Source organism: Actinoplanes sp. NPDC048791 (assembly GCF_040650095.1).
In the GTDB taxonomy this organism is placed as follows: Bacteria; Actinomycetota; Actinomycetes; order Mycobacteriales; family Micromonosporaceae; genus Actinoplanes.
The window spans coordinates 1-14,791 of the sequence record NZ_JBEZGQ010000015.1; the positions used below are offsets into that span (position 1 = coordinate 1).

Below are 14,791 nucleotides of genomic sequence, written 5' to 3' on the forward strand. Positions count from 1 at the left end.
TTCGAGAAGCTCCGCGATGGGCAGCAGCGCGATCGACGCCGGATCCCCGGCGCCGGCCATGCTGCGGATCACCCCGGCCTGCCGCCGGGCCCGCTCCGGTACCACAGCACCGAACGCGAGCCGATCGCCGTCATACCCGTACGCGTCAAGCAGAAGATGGAGCCGCCGCGACCGCTCCCGAAGCTCCGGGCCGCTCAAGCCGGCACCGTCGCGCGGCGACGCGAGCGGCACCCAGGACAGCGCGGAGAACGCCAGGTCCCACTCCCGCGACGACGGGCCGGCGATGTCCCAGTCACAGAAGCCGACCAGCCGGTCACCGTCGACCACCGCGTTGTAGGGAGCCGCGTCCTGGTGCCCGACCACGAGACCGGGACCCATCGCGCCACCGATGAACCAGCACTCGTCCGCCGGCGCCGTGAAGCCGGCGGTCAGGTCGTGCAGACCGCGCAGCCACCGGCCGACCTGGGCCAGCATCGAATCGGCCGACGTCCAGGCGGGCGAGGGCTCCCGGTCACCGACCGTCTCTCCCGGCAGATAGGTGAGCACCTCCCGGCCCTGGTCGTCGAAGCCGAGCGCGCGCGGAGCGCCGGCAAAACCGGCATCCTCCAGATGCCGCAACACAGCATGCACGGTCGCGGTCCACGGCGAGGCCCGCTTGTGGACAAGCCCGTCGATGAGTACGGCACCAGTGGTGTTACCGCCGGGCAGGGTCTCTTCACGCATCTACCGTGTGTATCGGGCTTGCCAAGATTTAGACACCGAGTTTCAGTCGCCCAGCGGGTAGGTGGAGTAGTAGCCGAGCATGTTCGTGGCCACCATGAACATGGCGAACAGCAGCGCGGAAACCGTGACGGCGACCGCGGAACGGCCACGGACCCAGCCGGCGACGACGAGGCCGACCCCCCAGGGCAGCGAGTACGTCAGAGTGGCGATCTGGTGGAGCCCGGTGATGTCGCCGGTTTCGTCTGCCGCGTCCCACAGCTGCGGCAGCAGGCCGAGCACCGCCACGCCGGCGGCGACAAGCATGGGCCGGGCCGGGACGAGGCTGCGCCAGCCGTCGACGGGCTCGCGCCACACCAGTGCGGCGGCCGATGTAGTGGCGGCGGCCGCGGCCAGCGCTCCGGCGGCCGCCCAGGTGATGTGGGTCGCGGTGAGACTGCCCGATCCGCCGAAGCCCTTGATGTCGAACCAGGCCCGGATGGCGATCAGCCCGATGCCGACCAGCTGGGCGGCCACGATGGCAGCGAGCAGAGCCGCGGCGCGAGCCCAACGGTGATGCGCCATGACCGTCACGCCGGCGACGGCGAGCGCGAGCAGCAACGGCCAGGTCGCCGCCGGGTAGTCCAACCGGCGGGCCGGACCGTCGGGTGTCAGCACGTGGTCTGTCGCTGCCACCGCACCGGCGATGGCCACGGCGCAGACCAGGATGAACGCGCCACCGACCGCGGCGGTCACCGGCTGCCGCGCCTGCGTGCCGGTCGTCAGGGACTCGTCGGTTCTCAGGTCGCTCACCGGTGATCAACGCTGCCACGAGCAACCGGACGCGGCCGTCGCCTATCGCGTGGCGGGGCTCGTACGGTGGGCGACCAGGCCGTCCAGCAGCAGCGAGATCAGCCGCGAGGCCAGCTCGCGCTGACGCTCGTGGCCCCCGATGAGCGTGATCCCGCCCAGGGCCATCAGGACATCGGCGGCCGCGATGTCGGCCCGGAACTCGCCGGCGGTGACACCGGCGTTCAGCAGCGTTTCCATGGCGTCGCCGAGTGCTTCGCGGCTGTGCAGCCGCAGACCCTCGCGGGTGGCCAGGATCGCCGGTAGCGCGTCGGCCATGCCCTGCTTGGTGAGCATGTAGTCGACGAACTGCTCCATCCATTCGCGCATCGCGGCCAGCGGAATGCGGTCGTCGAGCAGGCGCGGCGCCGACTCGCACAGACGCGTCGTCTCGCTGCGGTAGGTCGCCTCGATCAGGTCTTCCCGGGTGGGGAAACGGCGGTACAACGTCCCGATGCCCACCCCGGCCTCGGCGGCGATGGCCTTCAGCGACGCGTCGGCGCCGTCGCGGGCGAAGCTGCGCGCCGCCACCTCCAGCAGCCGGTCGTGGTTGGCCCGGGCGTCCGCGCGCATACATTCCTCCTTGGCAAACGGACCCGACTCCGCTTACGCTCGACCGATAAGCGGACCCGACTCCGCTTGCATTCTAGTCACGCCCGGCGCTCTGAGCCGGGTCGCGGAGAGGGAGCGTCATGACAGCTCGCATCACCACACCGTTCGGCGCCAGTTCGACGGCGGACGACGTCCTGGCCGGCGTCGACCTGACCGGCCGGCGCGCGATCGTCACCGGCGGCGCCGGCGGTCTGGGCCGGGAGACGGCCCGTGCCCTCGCGGCAGCCGGTGCCGACGTCACCATCGCGGTCCGCACTCGGCTCGACCTCGCCGATCCGGCCTCCGTCACCGACTTCGTGCGCAACTGGTCGGGGCCGCTGCACATCCTCGTGAACAACGCCGGCATCATGGCCACCCCCGAGCAGCGCACCGCCGAGGGCCGCGAACTGCAGTTCGCCACCAACCACCTCGGCCACTTCGCCCTCACGCTCGGCCTGCACGACGCCCTCAAGGCGGCCGGTAATGCCCGCGTCGTCGTGGTCAGTTCCGTCGGACACGTCAACGGGCCGGTCCGCTTCGACGACCTCGACTTCACCAAGGAGCCGTACGACCCGTGGCTCGCGTACGCCCAGTCCAAGACCGCGAACATCCTGTTCGCCGTGGAGGCCGCCCGGCGCTGGGCCGGCGACGGCATCGCCGTGAACGCCCTCAACCCGGGCCGGATCTGGCAGACGAACCTCGGGCGTCACCTCGAGACGCCGCCGCAAGCATTCGATCCGTCCGGCCGGACGGGAGTGTCCGAGAAGAGCATCGCCCAGGGCGCCGCAACCTCAGTGCTTCTTGCCGCATCGCCACTCGTCGAGGGCGTGACGGGCAGGTACTTCGAGGACTGCCAGGAGGCGGAGCCCTTCGTACCGGGCATCCGTCGGGGGATCGCCCCGTACGCGATCGACGCCGACAATGCGCGCCACCTCTGGAACGTCTCCCTCGAACTGACACGCCGCCGTCTATGATCACGGCCCGCGCGGTATCGACGCCGCCGGCTGCCGGGGAGAAGCCACGTGATCAACGCCAACTGCGTCGCCCGTGCCGGCGCGGCCCTGCTCGCCACCGTCTCGTTCGGTGCGTTCGCCCTGCCGGCGGTCGCGGCCGGCACCGACGGCGCCGCCTCGGTCTCCGGTACGACGGTGCATTTCCGCGCCGGCACCAAGGTCGTCAACCGGGTGGTGATCACCCGCAAGGGCAAGGTCGTGACCGTCGACGACCGGGTCAAGGTCAAAGCGGGCAAGGGCTGCAAGGCGGTCAAGGGCGACAAGACCAAGGTCCGCTGCACCGTCAAGAACGGCCCCAAACGGGTTACCGTCCGGCTCTACGACAGCAACGACTCGGTCGTCAACAACGCCGCCCTGCCGATGAGCGCCGAGGGCGGCTCCGGCAACGACCGGCTGGTCGGCGGCTCGCGCAACGACACACTGTTCGGCATGTCCGGTGCCGACAAGCTCTACGGCCTGGGCGGCAACGACAAGCTCGACGCCGATACCGGCAACGACATGCTGTCGGGCGGTGACGGCAACGACATGCTGGCCGGCTGGGCCGGCCGCGACATCCTGTACGGCGGCAAGGGCGATGACTCCCTCGAGGGCCTCGACGGCGACGACAAGCTGTACGGCGGCAATGGCACGGACGGCCTCTCCGGCGGTAAGGGCCGGGACCACCTCGACGGCGGCGCCGGCAACGACACGATGGGCGGCGACGAATCCGGGCCCTTCGTCGCCGACGTTCTCCTCGGCGGTTCCGGCATCGACGCGGTCTCCTACTTCGACCGGACCGCGGGCGTCACGGTGGACGCGGACGGGGCCACCGGTGATGACGGCCAGGCCGGCGAGCACGACACCGTCGGCGCCGACATCGAGACCATCATCGGCGGCCGCGGCAAGGACCGGCTGACCGGAAACAACGGGCCGGGCCAGCTGCAGGGCTACGCCGGCGACGACGTGCTGCACGGCGGGGGCGGCGACGACCTGGTGGAGGGCGGGGAAGGCCGGGACCAGCTGTACGGCGACGCGGGCGACGACCTGCTCTTCGGCTGGGAGGAGAAGACGGCGGCGGACACCCTGGACGGCGGCGCCAACGCCGCGACAGGCGACGAGTGCCACGCCTACAGCCCGGACACCAGCACCAACTGCGAGCGCTAGTCTGCCCCGGTGGCTCACACCCGGCTCACCGCCGACATGGTGGTCGACGGCCGCGTTCCGCGCGCGTTGGCGCTGTCGCCGGACGGCCGGTGGATCGCCTACGTGGTCGCGCCGGCCGGGCGGTCCGGTGACCATCCGATCAGCGAGCTCTGGGTGGCGGCGGCCGACGGCAGCGAGCCGCCACGACGGTTGACGTCGGGGGAGAGCAACGAGGCGGGGCCGCGGTGGGCCGCGGACTCGCTGACGGTCTACTTTCTCGCTGACCGAGCTGAGCGCGGCACGGCGCAGGTGTGCCGGGCCGGGCTGTTCGACGGAGTCGTGGAGACGATCACGTCGTGGCCGGGCGGGGTGTCGGCTCACCTCCCGCTGACCGATCCGGACCTGGTCGTCGTGATCGCGGCCTCAGCGGAGAACGACGCCCAGGTCAGCCCGCACCGGTTACGGCTGCTCGACGTACGCAGCGGGCAGCTACGGACACCTGATGCGTTCGGCGATCGCCATGTCGTCGAAGTGGTCGAGCGGCCCGGCGACGGCATGCTGGCCGTGCTCACCTGGTCGACGCCTGAGGTGGACCCGGGTCTGCTCGAACCCGGTCTGCACCTGCTCGATCCGGTCAGCGGCACGGCGCAGGATCTGGGTCCGGCCGCCGCGGACGCGTCGTCACCGGTCTGGTGGCCCACCGAGGACGGCTGGCACCTGGCGTACCTCGCGAAGACCCCGCCGTTCCTGGTGGGCGGGCGAGCGGTTCTCGAGGTCGCCGTACCGGTGGGCGAGCACCGCAGCGTGACCGCCGGCACCACCGTCTGCCCGATCGGCCTGGTCCAGGTGGACACCGGTCCGCCGCTGGTGCTGGTCGCCGACGGGCTCGACACGGCGATCCACCGGCTGGATCCGGCCGGGCACCACCTCGTCGAGATCTCCCGGATCAAGGGCCACGCAACGTCGCTGACCACGAACCGGACCGGCGAAACCGTTGCGGCGGTGGTCAGCACGTCCTACGAGCCGGCCAACGTCCACGCCGGCCCGGTCAGTGGGCCGCTGACCCGGCTGACCAACCTCCGGCCTGAGCTGGGTGACGTCCGGTGGGGCGTTCAGCGACGCTTGTCGTACAAGGCATCCGACGGGCTGGACGTCGACGGTCTGCTGATCCTGCCGCCCGGCCGATCCGGCCCCTTCCCCCTCGTGACGCTGGTCCACGGCGGCCCGTACGACCGGCACGCCGACCGGCTCCAACTCGGCTGGGATCCGTCCGGCCAATGGCTGGCGGCCGCGGGATACGCGGTGTTCCTGCCGAACCCGCGCGGCAGCATGGGCCACGGCCACGACTTCGCGGTCCGGGTCGCCGGGGCGGTCGGGCTGGAGGAGTGGACCGACATCTGCGCCGGCATCGACCGGCTCATCGCCGACGGGGTGGCCGACCCGGACCGGCTGGGCATCGGCGGCTGGAGTCACGGCGGATTCATGGCGGCCTGGGCGGTCGGACAGACGGACCGGTTCAAGGCGGCGGTGATGGGCGCCGGCATCAGCGATTGGGAAATGCTGGCCGAGACCGGGGAGGAAGGGCGGTTCGAGGCCGCCCTCAGCGGAAGTAATGGCCGCCAGAGCCCGATCTCGTACGCCGGTGAGGTGCGCACGCCTGTGTTGATTCTGCACGGCGAGAACGACACCAACGTTCCGGTATCACAGGCGGAGCTTTTTCACCGGGCGCTGCGGGGGTATGGGGTGGAGCAGGAGTATGTGGTCTATCCGGGGGAGAAGCACGCGATCCGGGGACGTGGTCACCAGCTTGACGTGCTGCGGCGTACCCGGGACTGGTTCGACCGGTGGCTTGAATGACCCTGACACCCCGCATCCGCTCAGGAGTCGCGATCGGTGTACTGACGTTGGCAGCGGTCGCGGTGGGCGTTGTCATGCGCGCAGCAGCGGTGCATGACGGCAACTCCAGCCCGGCTCCTGTCGTCTCGGCTGAGCCCGACGCCGAGCAGCTGCGACAGATCTGTGGATCACCCCCAGCGGCCGAGGGTTCTTTCTTCTGCATCGGCCGTGATCGGTCGATTTCTCCGTCGCAGCTCGTGATTCCGGGCCACCCGGACCGGGAAACGGCCGGCGTGCTGCAATCATCAGGACGTGACCGATGAGCAGGCGCGGGTTCTGGCGCGTGACGGGAACGTCGCGGTAACGCAGCTGAACGGCCGCGCCTTTCCGGGACTCCACATCCAAGGCGACACGTTCGCGGAGCTTCAGCGGCAGCTCGCTGGTGCGGTCAGTCGATTGAGCCACGCGCGGGATGACGCGGAGGCGTGGGACGACCTGGATTCCGCCGTTGAGGAGCTGGCTCAGATGCTGCACTTCTACGAGTCAGTGCTCGAGGAGCGCGACGTTGAGCGACCTTATCGCCGCAAGAGCCTCGGCTGAGATACAGCGTGCCGGCGCCTTTGTCGACGAGCAGCAGCCCGACCACCGAGGCTGGGATCGACAGTCGGTGATCGAACCACTTATTACGGCATGGCTGCTGGGCTTCCATGCCCGTGTCCTCGCCAAGGCGGCCCGCACACCCGAGGCGTTCGCCGCCGCGAACAAGTCGATCGCGCTCTACCGGAAACTGGCGACGACGAATTGAGAGAAGTCTTTACCACTCTTGATCGGGACGCTCGAGCTTTGAAGGTCGCTACCTGCGGGCGACCGCGACGATGACGCACTGGCTGCCGGGACCGAACTCCTTGCTATGACGCGCGAACTGGTCATCGTCGACCAGGGCACTGACATGCCGCGTCTGGCCGGATAGGGAGCGTCCACGCGTGGGCGTTGAGGGGAACTGGGCAGTACGAGCTGATTGCATAATCAGCCGCGGATCCGTCGAGCAATGGCGTGCATTGACCGTCGTTGATCGAGAGACCTACTTGGCCGAGCTGGCCGCTGCCTTGGCCCACTACGCTGATCGTCTGGCTGCCGCGGGCGCAACTGGCGAAGCGCTGACCGGGCGCAGGCTGTACCGATGCCCACCTGCTGCGTACGGGTACCGGCGCAGGCGTCAGCGTTTACAGGATTGCCGCACCACTTCCGGGGTCCGCCGAATGGCTGGAAGGGTAAACCGAACGACTGCCTAGTCGCCCCTTACAAGCGCAACTCTGGCAAGCGGAAGAAAAACGGAAGACTGACTGGCTACGGTATCGCTCGTCTTCGAATATCGAAGGCGCGCACCCTTGTCGGCGACGCTTACCACGCCGTTCGCCACCGTCCATGGCCGATCATCGGTGATTGACATCAGCCCAACGGTGCATAGCGGCCATCCGTAATGACTGATACGGTTCGTTTTTGCCGTATTGCCTGCATTGCTCAGAATGGTTATATCCATGAGCGACGAACATCAATCGCTTCCTGCCGACCCGCCACCTTGGATCGTCTCTCGGCCACCGCCCGTCGGACGCCGGCCGCCAAATCGAGGAGGTCGAGCCTTACTTGTCGTGACCGGTGCCGCGATCGTGGTCCTACTAGTCCTGGGCATCGGGGGAGCCGGAGGGCTGTTGCGTCTCAACGACGAAGGACCACAACAACCTCTGGTCGAGCCGCCGCCATCTGCGGTCGAGCCGACGTCCCTCAAAGGCGACGCCGGGTTGTACACGCCACTTGTCGAGGAAACGACAACGATTCCAGACCCGCAGATACGCAACCCGGAAAACGGGCCTACCGACACGGAAAGCGTGGCTCTGGCGCGCCTGGAGAAGATCGCTCGGGATGATTTCGCTCGAATCGTCTTGGATGGTCGGTACGTAGCTCAGCTTGCCTCGAAGAACCCAGGCATCCACGATCCGTTGCAGACCACGGCCGCTGGCTCGCACACCTTCCAGGCCAGCGACATACTCGCAGAGCATGAGCGGCTGCGCGGCGAAGCGGCGAACAGCGGCGTCCGCGTGGTGCTGCTACGCAGCGACCAGTACGGCAAGCGTCAGCTGCTCAACGGTGAACCCCTCTACGTCACCCTCGCGCTCGGTGACTTCTCCGGCCCGGCCAGCGTCCGAGCCTGGTGCGCTTCGCGCTTCCCGGAGCTGTCCAACGACTCCCGTGACAACCAATGCGCGGTACGCCGCCTGCGGTCTCCGACCTAACCCCGACTCGTACCGTCAGGAGAATCAATGACATCTCCTCACCAGCGCACAAGCTCACACCAGCACGTGCGCCCGCCAACGCCGTCGCCATTCCCGGAAGACCCGACCACGGCGACGCGTCACCTTTGCGCCGGCGCGTACCTCGATGATGATTTTCGCAACGCCGCACTCCGTTGGGTTTACTACCAGTCGCGGCGCATCGTGGCGCCGTCGTATGGTTTCGATGTGGTGCCGGTGCTCGCCCACTGCCTGCGGGCCCGCAATGGCGCGATACTCCGCGACATCGCGATTGTGGTCACAGTATTGATAGCCGCAAGTGCTTCCATGCTGACGCTGTTTCTGGCACTGTCCATGCTCGTTCAGCTGCAGATTGCGGTGGCGACCTATCGGCTGGCCCGGGACACGTTCCGCGCTCTGCGCAACGGCGATTCAGTATCATTGGGCACGCTGGGACCACGGACGCTGTTGTTGTTCGTCGGTTGGTCCGTGTTCAGTGTCGTGAGCTTCATGTTCGCGTTTGCACTGATCAAGAATTCTGTCGAAGACTCTCCAGGGGTCGAAGGCCTCGGGCAAGCCGACTTGACGGAAACGACAGTGGTGGCCGGTGGCATGTGGCTGACATCGCTGATCATCCTTTTCTCGGTCGGCTTTTCGCTATGGCGGCAGGCTGAGCTGGCCCGCCTTACCCCTAATAGCGAACTGACCGTGCCGGCAGACACTGCACGACTGGACGAGATTGCCCGCCAGCAGCGCGGCAACACCACGGTCTACGGCGACTACGAGCCATTCATCGGATCCGGGGTGATCGTCGACTCGTGGAGTTTCGCGCAACGCCTCGTCCGGGCTCAAAAATCAGCCGAGCATGGTTTGGGCGGCATCGATCCAATCGTGGACGAGGCGACCGAAAACGCTCGCGAGTTCCAGCCGATGCCGTTTCAAGCGCACCAACTCATCGAATACGTGAAACGCTGTATGCACATGCTGGTGCGGACTGGTGAGGCCGAAGAGCAAATCCCCGGACTCACGGTAGAGGACCGGATCTACCTCGCTGGCACCGAGGTCAGCCAACTCGCGCCGTTCACCCCTGGGGACGTGGTTGCTGCCATCATTCGCCATCCCACCACGCCGGCACGCCACTACCTCACTTGCCAAGTGTTTTCCTGGGGCGGCGAGATCATCACGACGGTTCACGTTCACATCGCTGTACAGGGCCGCTCGCTTTATCTGGAATCCACGACCACTGCGCTGCCGCCGTGTCGCAGGGAGTACCGGGTCGTCGACACGGCTGAGAACAATGGCCCGATGGCCTGGTTGCGCACCATCAAGGACGGGTTCATCGATGCTCCCCGGTCGATCTGGCGAGCGCCGATCAATCTGGCCGCAGCGGTGATCAACCTGGTGGCCGGCTCGGCTGGTGGCTCCGGGGAGCAGCTACGGCTGGAACGCGGGTACGACTACGGCGCCCGAATCGCTATTCGCGAGATCGGCATGGAGCAAGGAGCCCGCGTGCGAGCCCAGATCCAGGACGTTGTCAAATATCAAAAGCTGATCGAGCGCCGGATGCTCGCATCAGTGCTCGACTTCCTCGACGCCCAAGGCGTCGACACGACTGAGTACCGCGACCGGGCCTCATCGATCCTGAACGTCAACGGTGGGATGGTGACATTCGGCGGCGAGGCGAAAAACTATGGCACGGTCCATGGCGCGAACGTTCAAGCGGGACCGAAGTCATGATCAACTTCAACGGGGGTATGAACACTTTTGGCGGCAGTGCGGTCAACTACGGCACCGTCGGAAACGCGAACGCTGCTGGCCACCTCCCGGGATCGGGGTCCGCAGGGCAAGCGCGCTCCGCCGACGTCGGCGTGCTGACCGTTCTCGTCCAGGAGATCAGGGCGGTGCGGGAGGTGCTGCAGGGAATGCACGACTTCACAGAGCGCCGCCTTCCAGAGGGCCCGCTCGCCCGGGAGGCATGGATTCCTGCACCCGGCGGACAGCGGGTGCGTATAGCAGCCATGCAGACGCTGAGACCGGGCACCGACTCGGCCGCCTTGGCTTATCGTGTGCTTGTCGATGAGTACAACCCGTCAACGGTTCTGCTGGTCGGCATCGCCGGGGGTGTGGGCCAGAACGTCCACGTCGGCGATGTTGTGATCTCTGACGAGGTGATCGCGTACGACGCGCGGCGCGAGACACCTCAGGGTGTACACCACCGCGGCCAAGCCCAAAGCCTGGCGGGACCCCTCGCGCACCGACTCAACGACTTCTTCACAACAACACCTGCGCGGCTGCAGGGCTACAGCGGGGAAGACTTTCAGATCCACCGTGGCCCGATCGGCTCTGGCAACGCCGTGGTGACCGACGCCGGGTCGGAGATCCGGTGGTGGCTGAAGACCTTCAACGAAAAGGTGCTGGCGGTCGAGACCGAAGCAGCTGGGGTGGCACAGTCCTTCCTTGAGAGGATGGGGCGGGACAGCCCGCGCGGTTGGCTCACTATCCGCGGTATCTCTGATACGGCTGACAGACACAAGGGCCACCAGTATCACGACCTGGCTGCGTACAACGCGGCTGCAGTGATGGCGATGCTCGCCCCCCATTTAACCTTTGACCCATCCTGATGCGTAGCTCCGTGGATGCCTTCTGATTCCCGAAGGTTGCACGGCCGGCTCCGGCTGCCGGGTTCGCGCATGGCAACCGAACTCCCGATTTGCTGCTACCCGCAGGCGGCACGTCTTCACGCGTCCGCCGAGTGAACCAGAGCAGACCCTCCACTCGACGGAGTTATCGCTCATCACGCTCGCGAGCCTCGTCGAGTACACGACCGATCCACATGTCAAGGGCCCGGAATCGCGTCACACGCGTTGAAACCGGTTCGGTGTCTGCGGCGCGATGGTCGGACTCTGCGACGACTGCGATCGCCGGCTTGGCGGCTGAGGTAGCGCGATCCGCCGCCGTCGGGCACGTTGCCGAGTTTCTTGACCTCGACGTGCGGCGAGTCGCCCGGTGCCGGGTGTTCGTAGCGCCGGATCGCCTCGCCGATGATCCGGTTTATCCGGCCGCGGACGAGCACGGCGTGCACAGTGGCCGGTGTTCGGTTGTGCCGTGACGAGCTGGCTGACATACCGTTCTGGCTGTGCTCGCGGTAGCGGACGGGCCAGTTCGCGGCGGTGCGCGGACACGTCGGAGCGTTCGGCTGCTCGTGCGGGTGACCAACCGCTCGACGGTGAGACGGGCCAGCCGCAATCGTGCCCTCGGGCCGGACTTGATCGTCAGATCGAGCGGTCACACCACCTCGACCAACCCGGCCACCGTACCTGGAAGGCGACTGCCCTCAGCCGTTCTCGCTTGGAGGCGATCAACGAGCGTCGCCTGATCACGTCGTCCGGTAGCGGAAGAGGGGTGGTTGCGGCGTCACTGCTTGAGGTGAATGACGGCAACTTCAGCCGGGCTCCTTCCGTCTCGGCTGACCCCGACGCCGAGCAGCTGCGACAGATCTGTGGATCACCCCGGCGACCGAGGGTTCCTTTTTCTGCATCGGCCGTGATGGGTCGATTTCTCCGTCGCGGCCTCATGATTCAGGGCTACCCGGACTGACAGGTCTGGGCGGTGTCCAACCGGCTTTCGGGGGGTGGACGTCCCCTGTCTGACACAAGCGAAGCCGCGGCGTCGGTGCCGCGGCTTCGCGTGAACTCAGGCGCCTACGGCGTCGCGGTCAGTGTTGTTTCGCAGCGGGCTGCGGTGCCGGCCGCGCGCACGTAGCAGCTGTCGCCGGGGGCAGTAGTCACGTTGCGGCCGCCGTCGACGGTGTCTGTCTCGCTGTCGCTTCCCGGCGTCTCGCCCGCGACAGGCGGCCCGGCGCCCGGCTCACCGAGCAGGTAGTCGTCGCCGTCCTCGCCGAAAAGCTGATCGCTGCCGTTCTGGCCCAGAAGGGTGTCGTTGCCGGTGCCGCCGTGGAGCTCGTCGTTGCCGATTCCGCCGTGGATGGTGTCCGGGCCGAAGCTGCCGTAGATCCGGTTGTCGGCGTCGTTACCGGTGAGGGTGTCCGCGCCGTTTCCGCCCAGGAGGCGCTCGACGTCGGCACCGACGGTGTCACCCTCGCCGACCGTACCGTCGTCGCCCGCGCTGCCGTCCAGATCGACCGTCACCGGCGTCCGTTTTTCGGCGTAGGAGACGCGGTCGCTGCCGGCGCCGCCGTAGATGATGTCGGCCCCCGAGTCGCCGCTGAGGGCATCGTCGCCGTCGCCCCCGTTGATCAGGTCGTCGCCGGACTGCCCGTTGATGTTGTCGTTGCCCGCGTCACCGTCGACCACGTCGTTACCGCCGGAGGCGTCGACGTAGTCAATGCCGGGGCCACCGTGAACGATGTCGTCCCCGAGTCCGGAATGAACTGAGTCGTCACCCCCGCCGCCGCGGATCACGTCGTCGCCGGCGCCGGTGTCGAAGGAGTCGGGACCCTCGCCACCGGTGAGAGTGTCGGCACCCGCGCCGGTGCGCAGACGTTCGACATCGGGACCGATCGCGTCCCCTTCACCAGCTGCACCGTCGGGTGCGGCGTCGCCCGCGAGGTCCGCCACGATCGGCTCGGTGCGTGCGGCGTAGGTGACCCAGTCGATGCCGGCGCCGCCGGCCATGACGTCTGCGCCGGAACCGCCGTCGAGGGTGTCGTGATCGTCACCGCCGTCCAGGGTGTCGTTGCCGGCGTCGCCGGCGATCACGTCGGCACCGCCGTTACCTGTGATGATGTTGGCTTCGGCATTGCCGGTCAGTTCGTCGGCCCCGGCGCCACCGATGAGGTTCTCCACGTCGGCACGGACCGTGTCACCCTCGGCGTCGTCGGCGACGGCACCGTCGAGGTCCACGACCACCTTTGCCATGCGCGTGGCGTACGAGACTGTGTCGGTGCCGGCGCCGCCGGCCATGACGTCCGCGCCGGCCTCGCCGTCGAGGGTGTCGTCACCGTCACCGCCGTCCACGGTGTCATTGCCGGCGTCGCCGGCGATCATGTCCGCACCGCCGTTGCCTGTGATGATGTTGGCCGCGGTGTTGCCGGTCAGTTCGTCGGCCCCGGCACCGCCGATGAGGTTTTCCACGTCGGCACGGACGGTGTCACCCTCGGCGTCGTCGGCGACGGCACCGTCTAGGTCAACGACCACCTTTTCCGTGCGCGTCGCGTACGACACTGTGTCGGTACCGGCGCCGCCGCTCATGACATCCGAACCGGTGTCGCCGTCCAAGGCGTCGGTGCCCGCACTGCCGCTCATGACGTCCGAGCCAGGACCGCCGCTGAGAATGTCGTTACCGGCGCTACCGTCGAGCACGTCGTTACCGGCTCCACCGACGATGACGTCGTCTCCCGGGCCGGCGGAGATCCTGTTGCCACCGGCGTTGCCGGTAAGCCTGTCGCCCGTGTTGCCGCCCGTGAGGTTCTCCACGTCGGCAGCGATGGTGTCTCTCTCCCCGGCCGCTCCATCGTTACGACTGCCGTCGAGACTCGCCACGATCCTCTGCCCACGTCCGGCGTACGACACCGTGTCGGACCCGGAGCCGCCGTTCATGACATCCGCGCCGGCTCCACCGTCGAGCGTGTCGTTCCCGGCGTCACCGCCGAGGAGGTCGTTGGACGTACCCCCGGACAGGACGTCGTTGCCGGCGCCGCCGGCGACCGTCACGGCAATGCCGCTCTTGTTGACGACGGTGTCGTTCTTGTCTCCGAGGCTCACCGTGACACGAGTCGGCGTCCGTTTGGTGGTGCACTTGACCTTGGTGCTGTCGCCCTTGACCGCCTTGCAACCCTTACCGGCCTTCACGGCGACACGGTCATCGATCACGACTGTGCGCCCGGAACGGGTGACAATCACGCCGTTGGCCTTACCGCCGCCGGCGACGAACGCAACAGTTCTGGCATTGGTGACTGTGGCGATGCCCGTGGAAGCGGCCCGCGCGGGCAGGCTGACGGTCGACGTGGCGGCGATGGCAGCGGCGGTCACACCGACGCCGGCCGCCAGCCTGTGAAGCGATTGGCCCATGCAGATTTCCCCCGAAGTGAAGACAGCCGATGGCTGTTGCGCCGGCGCATCATAGCGGTCGCAACGCCGCCGCGTGGGGCGCCGGATCAAGCGCTGCTGTGGTGTTTGTCGGCCGCCGCGGACAAGGCGTCGCAGCTTGAGGTAAATGGACACACTGCGGGCCGTGGTCATCACCAGGCCTATCAGGGTCGCCGGGATCTGCCGCGCGGATCCGGCGGGATCAGTCAATATCGCCGGAACCAAAAGCAACGTGACGGTCGCGAGAAGAAGTGTGATGGGAGTCAATACAACTATGTAGACGATGGTGCCCGTGCACTTGGCCGAGGAAAGCCGCGGGCTATCGGTGGAGTGGGCGCATGTGTTC

13 protein-coding genes and 1 pseudogene are annotated in these 14,791 nt (G+C 67.6%); 9 read left to right on the forward strand and 5 right to left on the reverse strand.

Features of this window, described 5'->3' with window-relative positions; all coding sequences use genetic code 11:
* The 3 genes from AB0C29_RS02810 to AB0C29_RS02820 form a co-directional block, all read right to left on the reverse strand.
* Positions 1-723: phosphotransferase (locus tag AB0C29_RS02810; protein WP_360814326.1), on the reverse strand; the 723-nt coding region annotated here is incomplete at its 3' end.
* 42 nt (positions 724-765) lie between these two features.
* The gene (locus AB0C29_RS02815) at positions 766-1,512 is read right to left on the reverse strand and encodes a hypothetical protein (RefSeq protein ID WP_360814328.1); all 747 of its coding nucleotides are present in this window, start codon (positions 1,510-1,512) and stop codon (positions 766-768) included.
* Between the two features lie 42 nt (positions 1,513-1,554).
* The gene (locus AB0C29_RS02820) at positions 1,555-2,121 is read right to left on the reverse strand and encodes a helix-turn-helix domain-containing protein (protein WP_360814330.1); all 567 of its coding nucleotides are present in this window, start codon (positions 2,119-2,121) and stop codon (positions 1,555-1,557) included.
* Between the two features lie 119 nt (positions 2,122-2,240).
* Between AB0C29_RS02820 and AB0C29_RS02825 the strand changes: the two genes are divergently transcribed.
* The 9 genes from AB0C29_RS02825 to AB0C29_RS02865 all read left to right on the forward strand — a co-directional run bounded on the left by AB0C29_RS02825 (position 2,241) and on the right by AB0C29_RS02865 (position 11,019).
* Positions 2,241-3,113, forward strand: a complete 873-nt coding sequence (locus AB0C29_RS02825) for an SDR family NAD(P)-dependent oxidoreductase (RefSeq protein ID WP_360814332.1) — start codon at positions 2,241-2,243, stop codon at positions 3,111-3,113.
* Between the two features lie 48 nt (positions 3,114-3,161).
* Positions 3,162-4,295: a calcium-binding protein gene (locus tag AB0C29_RS02830; protein ID WP_360814334.1), complete on the forward strand. Its 1,134-nt coding sequence runs from the start codon at positions 3,162-3,164 to the stop codon at positions 4,293-4,295.
* Between the two features lie 36 nt (positions 4,296-4,331).
* Complete coding sequence (locus AB0C29_RS02835; protein WP_360814368.1) at positions 4,332-6,131, forward strand: S9 family peptidase; 1,800 nt, start codon at positions 4,332-4,334, stop codon at positions 6,129-6,131.
* Positions 6,128-6,433 (forward strand): hypothetical protein, encoded by a 306-nt coding sequence (locus AB0C29_RS02840; protein ID WP_360814336.1) that lies wholly within the window; start codon positions 6,128-6,130, stop codon positions 6,431-6,433. Before AB0C29_RS02835 ends, AB0C29_RS02840 begins: the two co-directional genes overlap by 4 nt.
* Positions 6,423-6,710: a DUF6959 family protein gene (locus AB0C29_RS02845; RefSeq protein WP_360814338.1), complete on the forward strand. Its 288-nt coding sequence runs from the start codon at positions 6,423-6,425 to the stop codon at positions 6,708-6,710. Before AB0C29_RS02840 ends, AB0C29_RS02845 begins: the two co-directional genes overlap by 11 nt.
* Complete coding sequence (locus AB0C29_RS02850) at positions 6,676-6,915, forward strand: hypothetical protein (protein ID WP_360814340.1); 240 nt, start codon at positions 6,676-6,678, stop codon at positions 6,913-6,915. The genes AB0C29_RS02845 and AB0C29_RS02850 overlap by 35 nt, the downstream gene beginning before the upstream one ends.
* 904 nt (positions 6,916-7,819) lie before the next feature.
* On the forward strand, positions 7,820-8,401 hold the full coding sequence (locus AB0C29_RS02855) for a hypothetical protein (RefSeq protein ID WP_360814342.1): 582 nt from the start codon (positions 7,820-7,822) through the stop codon (positions 8,399-8,401).
* 27 nt (positions 8,402-8,428) lie between these two features.
* Positions 8,429-10,135 (forward strand): hypothetical protein, encoded by a 1,707-nt coding sequence (locus tag AB0C29_RS02860; RefSeq protein WP_360814344.1) that lies wholly within the window; start codon positions 8,429-8,431, stop codon positions 10,133-10,135.
* A complete protein-coding gene (locus tag AB0C29_RS02865; RefSeq protein WP_360814346.1) occupies positions 10,132-11,019 on the forward strand; it encodes a hypothetical protein in 888 nt (295 codons plus the stop codon). The genes AB0C29_RS02860 and AB0C29_RS02865 overlap by 4 nt, the downstream gene beginning before the upstream one ends.
* 281 nt (positions 11,020-11,300) lie before the next feature.
* On the opposite strand, the pseudogene AB0C29_RS02870 reads toward AB0C29_RS02865, so the two are convergent.
* A pseudogene (locus tag AB0C29_RS02870) lies at positions 11,301-11,486 on the reverse strand (IS481 family transposase); the annotation flags it as partial.
* Between the two features lie 613 nt (positions 11,487-12,099).
* On the reverse strand, positions 12,100-14,712 hold the full coding sequence (locus tag AB0C29_RS02875) for a calcium-binding protein (protein WP_360814347.1): 2,613 nt from the start codon (positions 14,710-14,712) through the stop codon (positions 12,100-12,102).
* Positions 14,713-14,791: the final 79 nt, after the last annotated feature.

What these genes read in the sequence shown, in the direction of transcription:
- AB0C29_RS02820 (WP_360814330.1), bottom strand. Translation starts at nt 2,121, where the DNA reads ATGCGCGCGGACGCCCGGGCCAACCACGACCGGCTGCTGGAGGTGGCG.
- AB0C29_RS02825 (WP_360814332.1), top strand. Translation starts at nt 2,241, where the DNA reads ATGACAGCTCGCATCACCACACCGTTCGGCGCCAGTTCGACGGCGGAC.
- AB0C29_RS02835 (WP_360814368.1), top strand. Translation starts at nt 4,332, where the DNA reads ATGGTGGTCGACGGCCGCGTTCCGCGCGCGTTGGCGCTGTCGCCGGAC.
- AB0C29_RS02840 (WP_360814336.1), top strand. Translation starts at nt 6,128, where the DNA reads ATGACCCTGACACCCCGCATCCGCTCAGGAGTCGCGATCGGTGTACTG.
- AB0C29_RS02860 (WP_360814344.1), top strand. Translation starts at nt 8,429, where the DNA reads ATGACATCTCCTCACCAGCGCACAAGCTCACACCAGCACGTGCGCCCG.
- AB0C29_RS02865 (WP_360814346.1), top strand. Translation starts at nt 10,132, where the DNA reads ATGATCAACTTCAACGGGGGTATGAACACTTTTGGCGGCAGTGCGGTC.